Source organism: Halolamina sediminis (assembly GCF_001282785.1).
Classification (GTDB): Archaea; Halobacteriota; Halobacteria; order Halobacteriales; family Haloferacaceae; genus Halolamina; species Halolamina sediminis.
The window spans coordinates 2,689,634-2,706,779 of record NZ_CVUA01000001.1; the positions used below are offsets into that span (position 1 = coordinate 2,689,634).

At 69.8% G+C, this 17,146-nt stretch carries 22 protein-coding genes; 14 read left to right on the plus strand and 8 right to left on the minus strand.

What is annotated here, in order from left to right; translation table 11 throughout:
• Positions 1–95: 95 nt before the first annotated feature.
• From BN1959_RS13450 to BN1959_RS13460, 3 genes are read left to right on the plus strand one after another with little or no spacing between them, the layout of a single operon-like run.
• Positions 96–356 carry a glutaredoxin family protein gene (locus BN1959_RS13450; protein WP_053949132.1) on the plus strand — a complete coding sequence of 87 codons (261 nt, stop codon included), beginning with the start codon at positions 96–98 and terminating at the stop codon, positions 354–356.
• A 5-nt stretch (positions 357–361) separates the two neighbouring features.
• Positions 362–871 (plus strand): redoxin domain-containing protein, encoded by a 510-nt coding sequence (locus tag BN1959_RS13455; RefSeq protein ID WP_053949409.1) that lies wholly within the window; start codon positions 362–364, stop codon positions 869–871.
• A gap of 43 nt (positions 872–914) precedes the next feature.
• The gene (locus BN1959_RS13460; protein WP_053949133.1) at positions 915–1,499 is read left to right on the plus strand and encodes an L-threonylcarbamoyladenylate synthase; all 585 of its coding nucleotides are present in this window, start codon (positions 915–917) and stop codon (positions 1,497–1,499) included.
• Between the two features lie 19 nt (positions 1,500–1,518).
• Here the strand turns inward: BN1959_RS13460 and BN1959_RS13465 are convergent, their stop codons facing one another.
• Entirely contained in the window at positions 1,519–2,199 is a 681-nt protein-coding gene (locus tag BN1959_RS13465; protein WP_053949134.1) for a CRISPR-associated protein Cas4, read from the minus strand.
• Positions 2,200–2,236: 37 nt separating this feature from the next.
• On the minus strand, positions 2,237–2,842 hold the full coding sequence (locus BN1959_RS13470) for a conditioned medium-induced protein 4 (RefSeq protein ID WP_053949135.1): 606 nt from the start codon (positions 2,840–2,842) through the stop codon (positions 2,237–2,239).
• Positions 2,843–2,944: 102 nt separating this feature from the next.
• On the opposite strand from BN1959_RS13470, the gene BN1959_RS13475 reads away from it, so the two are divergent.
• From BN1959_RS13475 to BN1959_RS13500, 6 genes are all read left to right on the plus strand, one after another.
• On the plus strand, positions 2,945–3,529 hold the full coding sequence (locus BN1959_RS13475; protein ID WP_053949136.1) for a biotin transporter BioY: 585 nt from the start codon (positions 2,945–2,947) through the stop codon (positions 3,527–3,529).
• A gap of 1 nt (position 3,530) precedes the next feature.
• Positions 3,531–4,250: an energy-coupling factor ABC transporter ATP-binding protein gene (locus BN1959_RS13480; protein ID WP_053949137.1), complete on the plus strand. Its 720-nt coding sequence runs from the start codon at positions 3,531–3,533 to the stop codon at positions 4,248–4,250.
• A complete protein-coding gene (locus tag BN1959_RS13485) occupies positions 4,250–4,954 on the plus strand; it encodes an energy-coupling factor transporter transmembrane component T family protein (RefSeq protein ID WP_053949138.1) in 705 nt (234 codons plus the stop codon). The genes BN1959_RS13480 and BN1959_RS13485 overlap by 1 nt, the downstream gene beginning before the upstream one ends.
• A gap of 63 nt (positions 4,955–5,017) precedes the next feature.
• Entirely contained in the window at positions 5,018–7,180 is a 2,163-nt protein-coding gene (locus BN1959_RS13490) for a heterodisulfide reductase-related iron-sulfur binding cluster (protein ID WP_053949139.1), read from the plus strand.
• A 42-nt stretch (positions 7,181–7,222) separates the two neighbouring features.
• Complete coding sequence (locus BN1959_RS13495; RefSeq protein ID WP_053949140.1) at positions 7,223–8,080, plus strand: DUF429 domain-containing protein; 858 nt, start codon at positions 7,223–7,225, stop codon at positions 8,078–8,080.
• Positions 8,081–8,143: 63 nt separating this feature from the next.
• The gene (locus BN1959_RS13500) at positions 8,144–9,865 is read left to right on the plus strand and encodes a radical SAM protein (RefSeq protein ID WP_053949141.1); all 1,722 of its coding nucleotides are present in this window, start codon (positions 8,144–8,146) and stop codon (positions 9,863–9,865) included.
• Between the two features lie 24 nt (positions 9,866–9,889).
• Here BN1959_RS13500 and BN1959_RS14885 read toward each other — a convergent pair whose 3' ends face one another.
• Entirely contained in the window at positions 9,890–10,573 is a 684-nt protein-coding gene (locus BN1959_RS14885) for a hypothetical protein (protein ID WP_154018294.1), read from the minus strand.
• Between the two features lie 66 nt (positions 10,574–10,639).
• Between BN1959_RS14885 and BN1959_RS13510 the strand changes: the two genes are divergently transcribed.
• From BN1959_RS13510 to BN1959_RS13520, 3 genes are all read left to right on the plus strand, one after another.
• Entirely contained in the window at positions 10,640–11,428 is a 789-nt protein-coding gene (locus BN1959_RS13510; protein WP_053949143.1) for an MBL fold metallo-hydrolase, read from the plus strand.
• A 48-nt stretch (positions 11,429–11,476) separates the two neighbouring features.
• Positions 11,477–12,145, plus strand: a complete 669-nt coding sequence (locus BN1959_RS13515) for a YkgJ family cysteine cluster protein (protein WP_053949144.1) — start codon at positions 11,477–11,479, stop codon at positions 12,143–12,145.
• Between the two features lie 74 nt (positions 12,146–12,219).
• Positions 12,220–12,627 (plus strand): TRAM domain-containing protein, encoded by a 408-nt coding sequence (locus BN1959_RS13520; RefSeq protein WP_053949145.1) that lies wholly within the window; start codon positions 12,220–12,222, stop codon positions 12,625–12,627.
• Here the strand turns inward: BN1959_RS13520 and BN1959_RS13525 are convergent, their stop codons facing one another.
• The 4 genes from BN1959_RS13525 to BN1959_RS13540 all read right to left on the minus strand — a co-directional run bounded on the left by BN1959_RS13525 (position 12,628) and on the right by BN1959_RS13540 (position 14,477).
• Positions 12,628–13,332 (minus strand): class I SAM-dependent methyltransferase, encoded by a 705-nt coding sequence (locus BN1959_RS13525; protein ID WP_053949146.1) that lies wholly within the window; start codon positions 13,330–13,332, stop codon positions 12,628–12,630. It abuts the gene before it with no gap.
• 75 nt (positions 13,333–13,407) lie between these two features.
• Positions 13,408–13,803, minus strand: a complete 396-nt coding sequence (locus BN1959_RS13530) for a hypothetical protein (protein ID WP_053949147.1) — start codon at positions 13,801–13,803, stop codon at positions 13,408–13,410.
• 59 nt (positions 13,804–13,862) lie between these two features.
• Complete coding sequence (locus tag BN1959_RS13535) at positions 13,863–14,045, minus strand: hypothetical protein (RefSeq protein WP_053949148.1); 183 nt, start codon at positions 14,043–14,045, stop codon at positions 13,863–13,865.
• A gap of 39 nt (positions 14,046–14,084) precedes the next feature.
• A complete protein-coding gene (locus BN1959_RS13540) occupies positions 14,085–14,477 on the minus strand; it encodes a PPOX class F420-dependent oxidoreductase (RefSeq protein WP_053949149.1) in 393 nt (130 codons plus the stop codon).
• Positions 14,478–14,563: 86 nt separating this feature from the next.
• On the opposite strand from BN1959_RS13540, the gene BN1959_RS13545 reads away from it, so the two are divergent.
• Positions 14,564–15,478 (plus strand): glycosyltransferase family 2 protein, encoded by a 915-nt coding sequence (locus BN1959_RS13545; RefSeq protein ID WP_053949150.1) that lies wholly within the window; start codon positions 14,564–14,566, stop codon positions 15,476–15,478.
• 3 nt (positions 15,479–15,481) lie between these two features.
• Here BN1959_RS13545 and BN1959_RS13550 read toward each other — a convergent pair whose 3' ends face one another.
• A complete protein-coding gene (locus BN1959_RS13550; RefSeq protein WP_053949151.1) occupies positions 15,482–16,303 on the minus strand; it encodes an amidohydrolase in 822 nt (273 codons plus the stop codon).
• A gap of 108 nt (positions 16,304–16,411) precedes the next feature.
• Here BN1959_RS13550 and BN1959_RS13555 point away from each other — a divergent pair, with 108 nt between their 5' ends.
• A complete protein-coding gene (locus tag BN1959_RS13555) occupies positions 16,412–17,122 on the plus strand; it encodes a phosphoribosyltransferase (protein ID WP_053949152.1) in 711 nt (236 codons plus the stop codon).
• Positions 17,123–17,146 lie beyond the last annotated feature (24 nt).

Genomic DNA, 17,146 nt, shown 5'->3' on the forward strand with positions numbered 1-17,146 from the left:
CCCGGCCGAGAGCCGCCGGTTCTCGGCCGGCGCCGGCGCGTACGACCCGTGCCGTCGCCGACGACTTTAGGCGCTGGGCCTCCGTATCGGCGGGTATGACCGAGGTTCCACCGATCACGCTCTACCGACTCCAGGCCTGCCCGTTCTGTGAACGGGTCGTCCGGAAGCTCGACGAGTACGGCCTCGACTACCAGTCCCGGTTCGTCGAGCCGATGCACTCCGACCGGAACGTGGTCAAGCGCATCAGCGGCAAGCGCTCGGTGCCCGCCATCGTCGACGAGAACACCGGGCTCACCATGTCCGAGTCGGGCAACATCGTCGAGTACCTCGAGAAGACCTACGGGGGTGAGGCCTGATGGCGATGGGACTCGACTTCGAGGTCGTCGACCTGCCCGCCGCCGACCACCCCGAAGTCGGCGAGCAGGCACCCGACTTCACCCGCCCGCTGGTGAACGAGGAGTTCTGGGAGGACCGCTCGCTTTCCTCGCTCGTGGACGACGGCCCCGTGCTGCTGGTCGCCCACTCGATGGACGGCGCGTTCCCGGCCACCTACGTTTGGAACGAGATCGACGACCGCGAGTGGACCGACGAGGTCGACGTGGTCGGGCTCTCGATCTCCTCGCCGTACGAGCACAAGGAGCTGCTCGCCGAGCGCGGCGACGGCGCCCGGCTGTTCTCCGACCCCGACGCCGGCGTCGCCGAGACGTACGGCATCGAACACGACCTCGACGGCATGACCGGGATCACCGAGCACCGACCCGCCGTGTTCCTGATCGACGGCGACCGAACGATCGAGTACGCGTGGGTCGCCGAGCAGTGGCCCGACTTCCCCGACTACGACGCGGTCGAGGCCGCGATCGACTCGCTGTAGGCGGTATCGCTCGCTTTTTTCCCGCCGATGCCCCAGGACGGGTATGCGCGACGACCTCGTTCAGGCCACCAGCATGCTCGCGATGGGCGAGCTGGCGGTCTACCCGACCGACACCGTCTACGGGCTGGGCGCCGACGCGATCGCCGCCGACGCCGTCGAGCGCGTCTACGAGCTCAAGGGCCGCTCCCGGGACGACCCGCTCTCGATGGCGGTGCCCGACGTGGACGAAGCGCTCGAACACGTCACCGCGACCGAGCGCGAGGAGGCGTTCATGCGCGAGTTCCTCCCGGGCCCCGTCACGGTCGTGCTCGAACGACAGGGCCACGTGCCGGACGCGCTGACCGCCGGTCGTGACCGCGTCGGGATCCGTATCCCGGACCACGAGCTCGCGCTCGAACTGCTCGAGGAGTTCGCGCCGATCACCGCCACCAGCGCGAACCGCAGCGGCGAGGCCAACGCGACCCACCCCGACGACCTCGACGACGCGATCCGCGAGGGCGTCGGCGCCGTCGTCGACGGCGGCGAGCTCCCGGGCGGCGAGAGCACGGTCGTCGACCCCGGGACCGGCAAGATCCACCGCCGCGGCCGGGGCGCCGACGAGGTCGAGCAGTGGCTGGCCGAGCACTGAACGCTCGTCCCCTCGGCGCTCAGAGCCCCAGCAGCGACCGGAGCGACCGCGTTTTCACCCCACACGCCTCCCGATAGTCGCAGGACTCGCACTTCGCGTCGTCGTCGAGCCGCGGCGGCGGGCCGTCGAGCGTCTCGACCGTGCGGACCAGCTCCCGGTAGCGGGCCTTCTTGCGTGTGGTGAGCCGGACCGGCCGGACGACGCCCGCGGCGGGGTACTCCACGAGCGCACGCGGAACCGCACGTTCGCGCTGCCACGCGAGCGCCTTCGCGAGCGCGACCGCGCGGACCGACTGTGGCTCCCAGACGCCCGCGGGCGGCGGGACGCCCCCGGAGACGAGGACGGGCATCGGCGGCGTGGGATCGTCGCCGTCGCCGGCAGCGAGCAGTTTGTGGGCGACGCCGCGGCAGTCCTTCCCGGTCAGGAACGTGTCACGCTCTGCTGGGTCGACGAGGCGGTCCCAGAACGGTTCGGCGGCGAGGGCGTCGAGGTTTTCGCGGTACTCCGCGGGCGCGACGGTCAGCGGGAGGTCAGCGAGCGTCGCGTCGCTCGCCGTCCGGAGTTCGGGATAGCGGAAGGCCAGTTCACGGCGGCGCTCGACCTCTGCCGGCGGGTCGCGGTCGTCGGACCGGCGGGCGTAGTAGAGCTGGCGCGGGCAGTACGCGGCGCGGCCGAGGTCGCTTGCGGCGACGAGGGACACGGGAACGGTGGTCCCGTCATCCCACTTGAAAAGCGGGCTACAGCTGGGTGTTCGTCTCGATGTCCTCGGCGGCCTCCTCCAGCCCCGACTCGCGGGCGTCGGCGGCGTGGCTGTCCCGGAGGTCCGCGTCGGTGAGGAGTTCGGCGAACTCGTCGACGAAACGGCCGTTCGCGCGGGTCGAGCGCCGGTCGGCCGCGATCACCTGCGAGTAGTGCTCGACCGTCTCGCGGTCCACGTCCAGCCGCTCGGCGCGCTCCTCGAGGGGCACGTCCGCGACGATCAGCTCCCGGAGCTCGTCCATCGGGAGCGGGGCATCGCGGTCGCTTTCGCGGACGAGGTGGAGATCCATCCGTGCCCGGAACACGGTCGCCTCGTCGGTCCCCAGCGCGTCGGCGATCTGGCTATCGCCCTCGCCGGCGAAAAAGTGCGTCACGGCCCGGACCAGCGCGTCGTCGTCGAGCCCAGACTCGAACGCGTACCGCTCTCGCATCCGCCCGACCAGCTCCAAGATCCGTGCCTCGGCGTCCTCGGCGGCGACCGTGTCGGCGAGATCGCCCCGATCCTCCGCCTGATCCTCGGTCACCTCCTCGGCGCCCGTGGTCTCGACGAACAGGTCCCGGAGCTCCTCGGTTTGTTCGTCCATAGGGGTGAACGGACGTGCCACGAGCGAATAAGGGTTGGGTAGCGCCCGGGCCACGCGCTCGTAAACCGTAGCGTTAAGGTGGGTTTACGAGAACCGTCGGGCGTGTCAACCGCAACCGACTCCGTCGACCTCGTCGGCGACGACGTCGTCGTCAACCTCGTCCGCGCCGCGCTGCTGGCGGCGCTGATGGGTGCGTTCGCGTTCGTCTCGTTCCCCAACCCACTCAGCCCGGGCGTCCCCGTCACCGCGCAGGTGCTGGGCGTGTTCCTCGCGGGGATCTACCTCGGCCCCGCGTGGGGTGGGTTCGCGATGGCCCTGTACGTACTGGCCGGCGTGCTGGGCGCGCCCGTCTTCTCGGGCGCCAGCGCCGGACTTGGAGAGATATTCGGGCCGACCGGCGGCTACCTGCTCTCCTACCCGTTCGCGGCCGCGCTGATCGGCGCGATCGTCCACGGCGCCGACGGGCTGGTCGATCCCGAGACGGTCTCGCTGCCGCGGCTGGTGGCCGCGATGGCTGGCGGCGTGCTCGTCATCTACGGGTTCGGCATCCCCGTCTACTGGTACTACCTCGACACGAGCTTCGTCGCCGCCGTCTTCGCCGCGGGCGTCGCGTTCGTCCCCGCCGAGCTGGTGAAGATGGCCGCCGCCGTCGGGATCGTCCGCTCCGACGAGGTCCAGGCGACCTGACGTGCTCGAACTCGACGGACTGGTCCACGAGTACGACGACGCCCGCGCGGTCGACGGCATCTCGCTGACGATCCCCGACGGGCAGTTCCTCGTGCTCTGCGGGGCGAACGGCTCCGGGAAGTCGACGCTCGTCCGCCACCTGAACGGGCTGCTCGAACCCGACGCGGGCCGCGTACTCGTGAACGGGACCGGGGCGACGGAGGACCCAGTCGCCGCCCGAACAGCGGTGGGGATGGCGTTTCAGGAGCCCCGCGACCAGTTCGTCGCCGCGACGGTCGGCGGCGACGTGCGATTCGGCCCGGAGAACCTCGGCCTCGACCACGACGAGATCGACCGCCGGGCCGAAGAAGCACTCGCCGCGGTGGGGCTCGACGGCCGGGGAGACGACCGGATCGAGACGCTCTCGGGCGGCGAGCGCGAGCGCCTCGCTGTCGCGGGCGCGCTCGCGATGGAGCCCGACCACCTCGTGCTCGACGAGCCGTTCACGGGGCTCGATTCGCCCGCACGCGACCGCCTGCTCGGCCACCTGCGCGACCTCCACGCCGACGGCACGGGGCTGATCGTCGTGACCCACGACCTCCGGGACCTGCTCGGCGACGCCGAGCGCGTGGTCTGTCTCGTCGACGGGCGGGTCGTCGTGGACGCGCCCCCGAACGGGGCAGTCGCGGAGCTCCCCGACTACGGCGTTCGCGTCCCCGAAACCGAGGCAGCGACCGACTGATGCTCCGCTACGCGCCCGGCGACTCGTTCGCTCACCGACTCGACCCGCGGACGAAGCTGGCGGTCCAGCTCGCGTTCGCCGCCGCCGCGTTCGCCCACACCGACCCGCGGGGGCTAGCGGTGCTGACCGTCGTGACCGGCGTCGCGCTCGCGAGCGCGCGGCTCTCCCCCGTTTCGGTGCTGTGGGGTTACCGCTTCCTGCTCCCGCTGCTCGCGGCCGCGGTGCTGTTCGAGCTGGTGACGCTTGGCCCACCGTGGATCGAGCCGGCGGCGGCGGTCGACCCGCTGCTCGCGAGCTACCGGACACTGCTGATCGTCGCCGTCGCGGCGGGCTACGTCCGGACGACCGCGGCCCGGGAGTCCCGCGCTGCGGTACAGTGGGCGATCCCCGGGAAGCCGGGGCGGCTGCTGGCTGCGGGCGTGGGGCTCGTCTTCCGCTTTCTGCCTCTGTTGCGGCGTGACGTGGCGGCGATCCAAGACGCCGAGCGGGCGCGGCTGGGCGACGAGCGCCCGACCCGCGAGCGGCTGGGGACCGTCGGCGCGGCCGGGCTGAACCGAGCGTTCGCGCGGGCGGACCGGCTGGCGGCGGCGCTCTCGGCGCGGTGTTTCTCCTGGAACGCGACGCTGCCGCGGCTCCGGTTCGGGCGCGTCGACGTGCCGGCGCTGGTGGTGGTGGCGGCGCTGGTGGCGTACGTGTTCGGGTGAGCCGGCGGGAGCGGCCGCTCGCAGTCGGCACCATTTAGGTGACGGCAGCGCAGTATACAGGGTATGCTTGCACAGACGCGCGAGACGTTCTGGACGATTTCGCCGACGGGGAAGGCGGCCTTTTACTTCCTCGCGGCGGCGGCGATCCTGGTGTTCGCCGTCGGCGTCTACGAGCGGTTCCGGCGCTACGCGCGGGCGAAGGAGGACCCGTTCCCGCGGCTCGACGACCTGCCCGGCCGCGTCGTCGACGCCGCCGGCACCGTGCTCTCGAACCGGAAGCAGTTCGATCGGGACACCTACGCCGGGGTGATGCACGCGTTCATCCTCTGGGGGTTCCTGACGCTGCTGATCGGGACGACGATCCTCGGGTTCGACATCGACGTGTACCGCGTCGTCACCGGCACGTCGTTCTTCACGGGCGACTTCTACCTCGCGTACTCGCTGGTGATGGACGCGATGGGCCTCCTGTTCGTCGTCGGCGTCGGGATGGCGATCTACAAGCGCTACGCCCGGCGTGACGGCCGACTCTGGGGGAAGCACACGAGTCTCGAGGACGACGCGTTCGTCTGGACGCTGTTCGCGCTGGGCGCCGGCGGCTACCTGCTCGAAGGGCTGCGCATCCGCGCGACGGGGTTCCCCGACTTCGAGACGGTCAGCTTCGTCGGCTACTTCGTCGCGATGGTGATCGAAGGTGCGGGCGTCGACGCCGGCGGCGCCGAGGCGCTGTACTGGTGGGGCTGGTGGTCCCACTCGCTGATCGCGTTCGGCTTCGTCGCCTTCGTCCCCTACGCGAAGCCGTTCCACATGATCTCCAGCTTCGCGAACGTCGTCGTCAGCGACGACAAAGCGGGCGCGCGGCTGCCCTCCGTCCCCGCCGATCTCGACGCCGACACGGGCGCGGAGTCCATCGACTCCTTCACCTGGAGCGAGACGCTGGATCAGGACGCCTGCACCAAGTGCGGCCGCTGCTCCTCGGTCTGTCCGGCGAACGCCTCCGGCCGGGATTTGGACCCGCGGGACGTGATCCTCGACCTGAAGAGCTACCGCGAGGAGGTCGACGCCGGCGGCGAGGAGGTCGACATCGTCGCCGACGGCGGCGAGAGCGTCATCGACGCGAGCACGATGGAGTCCTGTCTCTCCTGTATGGCGTGTATGGACGCCTGCCCGGTCGACATCGAGCACCTCACCAGCTTCACGAAGATGAACCGACAGCTCGTCGACACGGGGCAAGTCAACAGTGAGATGCAGGACGTGTTCCAGGACGTGATGCAGAAGGGCAACACGTTCGGCGACCCGAACCGCACGCGCGGCGACTGGTCCGACGAATTGGCGTTCGACGTGACCGACGCCCGCGAGCAGGAGGTCGACTACCTCTGGTACGTCGGCGACTACCCGAGCTTCGACGACCGGAACAAGAAGGTCGCCCGCGCGCTGGCCCGGGTGTTCGAGGCCGCCGACGTGAGCTACGGGATCCTGTTCGACGACGAGAAGTACGACGGCAACGACATCCGCCGGGCGGGCGAGGAGTTCCTCTACATGGAGCTGGCGGGGCACCACGTCGAGACGTTCGACGAGGTGGAGTTCGACCACATCGTCTGCACGGACCCTCACTCGTTCAACACGATCAAAAACGAGTACCCCGAAGTCGACTACGCCGAGTTCGCTGACGACCCCGTGATGCCGTTCGACTACGACGAGGAGTGGAACGCCGACGGCGAGATCGGCGTGTTCCACTGGACGCAGGTCGTCTCGGATCTGGTCGACGCCGGCCGACTGGACCTCACGGGCGCCGACCTCGACTACACCGTCACCTACCACGATCCCTGTCACCTCGGGCGGTACAACGGCGAGTACGAGGCGCCCCGTCAGCTGATCGAGGCGACGGGCTGTGAGCTCCACGAGATGCCCCGCAGTCACGACGACTCGTTCTGCTGTGGCGGCGGCGGCGGCGGGCTCTGGATGGAGTTCGACGACGAGCCCAAACCCAGCGAGGAGCGCCTGCGCGAGGGGATCGAGGACACCGACGCCGGGAGCGAGATCGAGAAGTTCGTCGTCGCCTGCCCGATGTGTACGACGATGTTCGAGGACGGCCGCAAGACCGGCGGGTTCGAGGACGACCTCGAGATCGTCGACGTGGCCGAACTGCTGGAGGAGGCGCTGGACTCACAGGGCGCGCTGGCGTCGGTCGGCGCCGACGACGGGACGACCGCGGCGAGCGCGGACTGACGCGAGCGGTACGCCTTTTCGGCTGTCGGGTGAGCGATGAGTATGGATCCTGAGAGGGTGTACGGCGTCGACTTCAGCGGGGCGCAGGACGCCGAGCGGAACGTCTGGATCGCCGGCGGCCCGCTGAAGGACGACGGTGTCCAGATCGAGACGCTCGGCTCGGGCCGGGAGCTACTCAGCGACGCCTCGGGGCGGGAAGCGACCCACGATGCGCTCGTCGACTGGCTCCGCGAGCGGGAATCGGCCGCCGTCGGGCTAGACTTCTCGTTCGGCCTGCCGTCGACGCTGCTGGACGCGATGGAGGACTCGCCGGGCCACTGGACGGTGTTCCTCGACGCCTTCCCGCCCGCAGGCTGTGCGGATCCCGGCGCTTTCGAGGAGTGGGGAAAGGAGCGAACCCGGAGGGCGACCGACGGCGACCGGGCGTTCCTGAAACGTGAAACCGATACGCCGGTCGGCGCCAGTTCCCCGTACGGCTTCATCGGGAGCACGATCACGTTCTACGGGATCCGCGACGTTCTCGCACCGTTGGTCCGTGGGAGCGACGGCGGCGAGGCTGTCGCAACCGTGGCACCGATGCAGACGAGCACGTTCGAGCCGCCGCTGACGCTGCTGGAGACGTACCCCGCGGGCGTACTGGACGATCTCGGTCTGCAGCGACGCAACTACAAGGGCGCAAGCGACGCCGAGCGCGCCGCACGCCGGGAGAACCTCGAGGGGCTCACGTCGTCGGTCGACGTCTCCGTGTACGACGACGACCGTACGACCATCGTCGACGATACCGGCGGCGACGCGTTGGACGCCGTCGTCGCCGCAGCCGCGACCTATCGAGCCGTAGACGGCGACTTCGCCCACGACGAGAACCACTACGACGAACGGGAGGGCGACATCTACGTCTGACCCACGAGAGCGGCTCACACGCCGCACCACACGCGTTTTACCCCTCGGCCGACAAGCCGAGGTATGACCGACCCCGGTTCGCTCTCCGTCACCATCGTCGACGGCTACGTCGACGAGCCGGCCCACTTCGGGGTGCCGCCGTACATCTCCACCTACCCCCGGTTCACCGCGGGCGCGCTCGTCGACGCGGGCGTCCCCCGCGAGCAGATCACCTACCACACGATCGACGAGCTCCGCGAGGACCGGATGAAGTGGGGCGACGTGTCGACCGCCGACCTGTTCATCTACGTCGGCGGGATGACCGTCCCCGGGAAGTACGTCGGCGGCACGCCCGCCGAGCCCGACGAGGTAAAGGAGTTGGCGTGGACCGCCAACGGCACCACGCTGCTGGGCGGCCCCGTCCGCTTCGGCGTCGGCGAAGAGAACGCCGGCGCACAGGATATGGAGCGCAAGGACCTCGACTACGAGTTCGTCGCGAAAGGCGACATCGAGGCCGCGGCGTACGATCTCGTCGACGCCGGGCTGGAGGGGTTCAACGATCGGATGCGCGACAACGAGGAGCTCGATCGGTGGGCCGCCAAGGGCGCGTTCGTCGTCGAGCAGCACCCCAACCACCCCGAGTACCTGATCGCGGAGATGGAGACCTCCCGGGGCTGTGCGTACCGCTGCTCGTTCTGTACCGAACCGCTGTACGGCAACCCCGCGTTCCGGACGCCCGCGTCGGTCGTCGACGAGGTCGACCGGCTCTCGGACCACGGGGTCGAACACTTCCGGCTCGGCCGGCAGGCCGACATCCTCGCGTTCGGCGGCGACGGCGAGGCGCCCAACCCCGACGCGATCCACGAACTGTACAGCGGGATTCGCGAGGTAGCGCCGGAGCTGCAGACGCTGCACCTCGACAACATGAACCCCGTGACGATCACGGACTACCCCGAGGCGTCGCGGGAGGCCATCGAGATCATCGCCGAGCACAACACGCCCGGGGACACGGCCGCCTTCGGCCTCGAGAGTGCAGATCCAGTCGTGCAGGAGCAGAACAACCTCCTCGTCACCGCCGAGGAGTGTCTAGAGGCGGTACGGGTGGTGAACGAGGCCGGCGGCTGGCGGCCCGCGGAGAACCGCCTGCCGAAGCTGCTGCCGGGGATCAACCTCGTCCACGGGCTGGCGGGCGAGCGCCCGGAGACGTACGACCACAACCGCCGGTTCCTCCGGCAGGTGTACGACGAGGGGCTGATGCTCCGCCGGATCAACATCCGGCAGGTGATGGCGTTCTCCGGGACGGAGATGAGCGACACCGGGGCAGACATCGCCAAGGAGCACAAAGCGCAGTTCCAGGAGTACAAACGTGAGGTGCGCGAGCAGGTCGACAACCCCATGCTCCAGCGCGTGGTGCCACCCGGGACGGTGCTGCCGGACGTGTATCTGGAGTACCACGAGAACGGGACGACGTTCGGCCGCCAGCTCGGGACGTACCCGCTGCTCGTGGGGATCCCCGGCGAGCGCGAACTCGACCGCACCATCGACGTGGCGATCGTCGATCACGGCTACCGCTCGGTGACGGGGGTGCCGTACCCGCTGGACGTGAACGGGGCGTCGATGGACGAACTCGCCGCGGTGCCGGGCGTCAGCGACAGCCGCGCCGGGGACATCGTCGTCTCGCGACCGTACGACTCGGTCGCGGCGGTCGACGAGATCGCGGACGTGGATCTCTCGCCCTTTGCGACTGTGGGTGACGTGGATATCGACGTGACGCGGACGCCGGATCTGGGCGGGCAGGCGGACTGAGTTTTCTGGTTCTTTGGATGGGGCTCAGTCATCGAGGGCAGAGGTAGCGACCGCAACGGTAGCTCGGTCGGCGATAGCTTGAACGGCCACAGCAACAGCAACTCGATCGTTGGCCACTTGCGACCGCACCGCCCCGCACAGCCCACGAGCCTCCCCAGCCGACTCACTCGCTTCGCTCGTTCGTCCCTCGCGCTCGGCTCGCGCACGGAGGCGCGACCGCTTCGCGCCGACAGCGACCGCGGTGCGGTAGCGGGGCGGTGGACGCCGCGGGCCGGCAACCGTCGCCGGCCCGCGGGGGAGGGGTGGGGACTCGGTGCTGCGCCGAACCTCGTGTTCGGCGCACTGCGGTCGCAAGTGGTCTAGCAACGAGATGCTGTCGCGGTTGCTGTCCCAGTTGCCAACGAACGAGATGCTGTCGCGGTTGCTGTCCCAGTTGCCAACGAACGAGATGCTGTCGCGGTTGCTGTCCCAGTTGCCAACGAACGAGATGCTGTCGCGGTTGCTGTCCCAGTTGCCAACGAACGAGATGCTGTCGCGGTTGCTGTCCCAGTTGCCAACGAACGAGATGCTGTCGCGGTTGCTGTCCCAGTTGCCAACGAACGAGATGCTGTCGCGGTTGCTGTCCCAGTTGCCAACGAACGAGATGCTGTCGCGGTTGCTGTCCCAGTAGCCAACGATCGAACTGCTGTCGCGGTTGCTGACTAGCAAAATCCACAACGAACACCGACCAACCTACCCCGCCGAACATTTACCCCCGCCCGCGAAACCCCGCCTATGCACGTCGAACGCGTCTCGATCCCGGTCGAGACCCGCGCACCGACGGGTACGACCAACGCATTCCTCGTCGGCGAGTCGCCGGCGCTCCTCGTCGACCCCGCGGGACGAACCGACGAACTCGGCGCGCTCGTCGACGAACAGGAGATCGACACCATCGCCGTCACCCACACCCACCCGGACCACGTCGGCGCCGTCGGCGACTACGCCGCCGAGACCGACGCCGAACTGCTGGCCCGCCGTCCCGAGCGCTTCGCCGCTGCGACGGGCGTCGAGCCGGACCGACAGATCCGGGAAGGCTCGGTGATCCTGACCGGCGCCGGGCCGGTGACGGTGCTCGACACGCCGGGCCACGCCGTCGATCACGTCGCGTTCGATCTCGGCGACGGAACCGTCGTGTCGGGCGACCTCGCGGTCGCGGAAGGCAGCGTCGTCGTCGGCGCGCCGGAAGGTGACCTCCGGGCGTACCTCACCGCGCTCCGCCGGCTGTGGGCACACGATCCCGACCGACTGCTGCCGGGCCACGGCCCCGTGATCGACGGTGATCCGACTCCCCGCGAGACGCTCGAACGCCTGATCGCCCACCGACTCGACCGCGAGCGGGCCGTCCTCGACGCGGTTCGAGGTGGCGCGACCGATCTCGGTTCGGTCGTCGACGCCGCCTACGAGAAGGACATCTCGGGCGTTCGCGACCTCGCGCGGGCGACCGTCCGCGCCCACGTCGAGAAACTGGCCGTGGAGGGCGCAGTGCGGTGGCACCCCGAGACGGGGCGGGTCGCGCTCGCGTGACCACGCTCGCGGCGACGGCGTTTTCCCGCCCGCCCGCCGAGAGCCCCCGTGTCCCTGACCGACGAGCTCGACCGTGCCCGTGAGCTCGACACCGACGTGCTCGCCGACGCCATCGAGTCGATCGGCTTCGAGTGCACGCGCTGTGGCGCCTGCTGTACCCGGGAGGAAGCGCCCGAGGGCGATACTGAACCCCACACCGCGACGGTGTTCCCCGACGAGATCCGGACGCTGCAGGAAACGGACAATGGCGACCGCGAGTGGCGCGACGTGGCCCGGCCGATGCCGTACGGGCTCGACGACGACGGCGGCGAGACGTTCGAGTGGGCGCTGCAGGCCGACGCCTGCGGCGACTGCGTGTTCTACGAGGAGCAGGACGGCCTCGGCGCGTGTACGGTCCACGCGGACCGGCCGCTGATCTGCGAGACCTATCCGTTCAGCGTCGCGCTCGACGGTACCGCCGAACCGGCCGGCGACCCGGTCGACTCCGAGGGGATCGTCCGCGCCCACGAGTGCGAGGGGCTGGGGCGGGATATTTCCCGGGAGGAGGCCGAGACGCTGGCCGAGTCGCTGAAGGAGCGTGCGATCCGGGAGCTCGAGGAAGCCATCTCACTCCGGGAGAGCTACGAACCCGTCGCGGCCGATGACGGAGAAGTCGTCGTCCACGACTCCGAGGGCGCGAAACGCCCGGACGGCACGCCGGTCGAGCGGACCGAGTGACCGGGCGCCGAGAGGGACCGTGAGAGCGGTACACATATTACGCAGGGGGGACTGGTGGTAGCCGAGTCTCAGCTATGGAAATCTCCGACGAACTCCTCTGTCTGTTCAGTGCGACGGTGCGTGAGGAAGGCGAACGGTACGTCGTCGAAGTGCCCAAACGTGAGATCGAGCGCGGCTCGCTCTCAGCCGGCGACACCTACCGCGTCGCCCTGATCGACGGCGAGGGCGGCGCGAGCGACGGCGGCACGACCACCACCTCGACGGACACGGCGACGGGCGAGGGCGAACCCCAGCCGCCCGTCGAGAAAGGCGAGGTCCGCTACGTCGAGGTCGAGGACATCGGCAAGCAGGGCGACGGGATCGCGCGGGTCGAGCGTGGCTACGTGATCATCGTCCCCGGCGCCGACGTGGGCGAACGGGTGAAGATCGAGGTGACCGAGGTGAAGTCGAACTTCGCGGTCGGCGAGATAATCGAGGAGTAGCTACACCTCGGCGTTCCACCAGGTGACCGAACAGAGCGTCTCGCCCAGCGACGAGCTTCCGATCGCGGTGTCGAGCTTCCGGAACTGCCCCGCCATCGCGTCGGGGATCTTCCGGTAGAAGCCGTAGGGCAGCACGAAGTCGTGTTCGGCGTCGGCGAGTTCGAGGTCCGCGGAGTCCAGCAGGTCGTGGACCTCGTCACGGCCGTAGAGGTGTGAGCCCATCGGGAGCAGTCGGTTGTACAGCACCCGCGTGCTGAAGTCGTTGAACGTGTCGAAGAACACCTGTTCCTTCGAGACGCGGGCCATCTCCGCCATGAACTTCCGGGGGGTGGGCGCGAGGTGGAAAAAGCGCATCGCGACCACCGCGTCGAAATGGTCGTCGGGGAAGGGGAGCCGCGCGGCGTCGCCGCGCATGAACTCCACGCGGTCGTCGACGCCGGCCTGTCGGGCCTTCTCCCGACCTTGGGCCAGCATCGCGTCCGAGATGTCCAGCCCGACGATGTCCGCGCCGCGTTCGGCCAGCATCACCGTAAAGCGGCCGGTGCCGCAGGCGATCTCGAGCACGTCCCGGTCCTCGACGGGGCCGACCGCGTCGAGGACCGCCTGCTTCTCCCGGCGATCGATCAGGCGGCCGCCACGGGAGAACCGCTTTGCGTCGTACTCCTCGGCGACGTCGTCGGCCTGGTACCACTCCTTTCCCTTCACGCTATCGGGAGTCACGTGCCGAACACTAAAACCGTACTGCTTGGCGGACCGCGAGCGGGGGCGACGGCGGGCCGATCACGGGACGTGCTGGCGGCGCCGGTAGACGTAGGCGGCCAACAGCGAGGTCGAAAGCAGGCTCAGCGGGAGGAGCTGGGTCGCGGCGAGGTGGCAGAGGCCGACCGCGCCGAGGGCGTACTGGTTCGGCGACCACGACCCCCGCTCGGCGAGCGCGCGCGCGTCCATGACCGACGAGACGGCGACGGCGAGCGCGAAGAGGATCGCGAGCCACGAGGCGACGACGGTCAAGAGGAACGCGCCGAGCGCGATCAGCGCGTCGGCGTCGGAGAACGACCCCGACGACGTGAGGGAGACGAACCCCCCTATCCCTCCGGCGGCGAGGAGCGAGAGAAGCGGGGGCAGCGGGAAGAGGTAGACGCCGTATCGCCAGTCCGTGTCGGAGGGCTCGGACATGGCACCGGGAACGACCCGTCACAGCAACAACGTTTCGGTGTCAACGGCGAGTGGCCCGACTACTCGTTGCGCTCCCGTCCGTCGAAAAACTCGTTTACGAGCGTCGGGAGGAGGACGCCGACGCCGAGGATCAGCCCCGCTGACTGCCACTGTTGCAGCGTCGTGAGCGTGTTCGCGACGTACAGCGACGCGATCGCGAGGGCGATGCAGGCGGCGATGACCGTGTTCTCGCGGGAGACCATGGTCGGCGTTGGCGGGGCGAGCGGAAAGAACCAACGGGGCTACCCGGAGGTCATGATCCGCTCGGTCGGGATCTTGATCAGCACGCGCGGGCCGGACTCCTCGCCGTGGTGTGGGTACTCCTCCACGTCGAAGTAGCGCTGTGCGAGCTCGTCGATATGCTCCTTCGCCCCCTCCTCGGTGAGCTCGGCCTCCCCCCGGACCGCGACGTAGCGGTAGGGATCCTCCGGATCACAGACAGAGACCCCGACCTTGGGGTTGTGCCGGACGTTCTTCTCCTTCCGGCGGCCGCGAGCGGTGTTGATCAGCACGTACTCCCGGTCCTCGTGATCGACCCAGACCGGCGTCGTATGCGGGACGCCGTCGGGGCCGACCGTCGAGAAGTGGGCGAACGACTCGGACTCGAAGATGTCGACGTGGGAGTCAGGAATCACGTTCCGGCGGTGGCGCGGGGCCGACGTAAGCGTTCGCCCGGTCTCGGCCGACCACGTTTTAAGGCTCGCCCGGATGAGGGTGGAGCATGGAACTCTCGGTCGTGGTCCCGACGCTCAACGGTCGGGACCGCCTCGCGGCCAGCCTCGACTCGTTGGCCGCGCGTGCGCCCGGCGCGGAGGTGGTCGTCGTCAACGGCCCCTCCGCCGACGGCACCACCGGGATGGTGCGGGAACGCGACGACGTGGAGGTGCTCGTCGAGGTGGCCGACCGCTGTATCAACGTCGCTCGCAACGCCGGCATCGCCGCCGCCAGCGGCGACGCGATCGCGCTGCTGGGGTTCGATCTGCAGGTCGCGGCGGGGTGGATCGACGCGATTCGGGACGGGCTTGCGGCCGCGAGCGTCGTCACCGGGCCGACCAGCCGCGGCGACGACGCCCCCGACGGGCCCGAGCGCCGGACGATCGCCGGCCGGGACGTGACGTACTTCGCCGGCGACAACGTCGCGTTCCGCGCCTCGACGCTCCGGGAGACGCTGGACGGGTTCGACGAGTACCTCCGGACCGGCGGCGCGCGCGACGCCGCCCACCGCCTCGCCGGCACGGGGTACGAGGTGACGTGGCGCGACGGGATGGCCGCGACGGGGAACGACGACGACGCCGGCGACGGGCCGGGACCACACGGCCCGGACGAGGAGCAGCGGAACTGGAAGTACCGATCGCTCAGCTACCGACTGACGAAGAACTACGGGCCGCGGCCGACCGTTGCGCGGCGGACGCTCGCACACGCCGCCAGCGACGCCGCCGCGGCCGCCCGCGCCGTGCTCGGCGGCGAGGGGAGCCCCTCTTCGTGGTTCGGGAGCGGTCGGGACGTGATCTCCGGGATCGCCCGCGGGAGCGCCGACGGGCTGGTCGCTCGGGCCCGGGATCGGAGCGACAGGCGCAACCCCCGCGGGCTCTCCGTCGAGCGGGAGCGGGCGGTCGCGACGTACGATCGCAGGTAGCGTTCAGAGGTCCGGCAACAGGCCCGGCACCACCCGCGCGGGGTTCTTGGTGAACGCGCGGCGCATCGCGTCCTCGGAGACGTCCAGCGTGAGGACGGTCATGACGCCGACGTTGGGGTGGACCGAGGGTGCGCCGCTGCCGAACAGGATCCGGTCGGGGTGTTCGAGCAGCCCCCGCTCCAAGATGTCGCGATCGGGGACGTACGCGGTGTCGAGGTAGAGCTCGTCGTACGTCTCGAGCAGATCCAGCGCCGACCGCATCAGCGCCTCCGCCAGCGGGTAGCCGCCGAAGGAGGTGAGCACGACCGGGAAGCCGCGGCCGAGCAGCGTGTCGGCGACGGCGCGGGGCGGGCAGTTCTCGCCCGCGTGGACGAGCACGGGATCGCCGACGGCGGCGAGCTCGTCGACGACCGCCTCGGTGGGGAGGCCGTCGTGAGCGGGGTCGAGCGTGAACCCGTGGTAGCGGTCGTCGTAGGCGTACTGCTCCACGTCGCCGGCGGTAGTGTGGTGTGACTTCGGCCGCACGATGGGGTTGACCAGCGGGCCGACCACGCGGTGGACGCTCCGCGGGCCACCGAGGCGGGCGAACGCCAGCAGCGGGCGATCGACGCTCAGCCGCGCGACCGCGTTGTTCGCCCGGAGGTACCCCTCGCCGGCGGGCGTGCGGCCGGGCGAGGCCGCCGCGCGCTCGACGCCGGCCTGGTGCATCTCCCGCTCTAACCGCTCGGGGGACACCTGCCGGCCGCGGACCGCGACGGCCTCCTCGTCCGGGTCGAGTCGGGTGTGCACGTCGGCGACCCGGAAGCCGTGTTCCAACTCCAGCATCCGTTTGCCTGTTCCCTCGGTGACGCAAAAAGGGATGGGTCGGGGTGTGGGGGTCGGCCCGTTCGGGGTTCTGAACCCTTAACTGCCGGCCGTCCGACGTACGGACCGATGAGCGACCTCCCCGAGGACTTCGACTGCACGATCACCGACTGGGAGTACATCTACGGGCTCTGCCGCGACGTGGCCGAGGAAGTCCGCGACGACGAGTTCGAGCCCGACATCGTCGTCGCGCTGGCCCGCGGGGGCTGGTTCGCGGGGCGAAGTCTCTGTGACTTCCTCGGGCTCGACGACCTCGCGAGCCTGAAGATGGAACACTACGTCGGGACCGCCGAGAAATCCGACAGCGCGGAGGTTCGCTACCCGATGCCGGAGGGGAGCGTCGAGGGGAAGGACGTGCTGATCATCGACGACATCGCCGACACCGGCGGCTCGATCGAGCGCGCCGACGAGTACGTCCGCGACCGGAACCCGGGGACGGTGCGGACCGCGACGCTCCAGCTGCTGGGCACCTCCGAGTTCGAGCCCGACTACGTCGGCGAGCACCTCTCGGAGTGGACGTGGATGGTCTACCCCTGGAACTTCATCGAGGACATGGTCGACCTGATCTCCGGCGCGATGGCCCAGGAGGACGGCGACGAGGCGTTCGACGAGGCGGCGATCCGCGGGCTGCTCGCCGAGCACCACGGGATCGACCGGATCGAGATGGAGATCGCCCAGCCCGACCGGCTGGAGGAGGTGCTGTCGGAGATGGTCCACCGCGGCTACCTCGAACGCGACGGCGAGCAGTGGCGGCTGATCTCCGAGGACGGCGAGGCCTGAGTCACACACCCCCGAAAGCGTCTT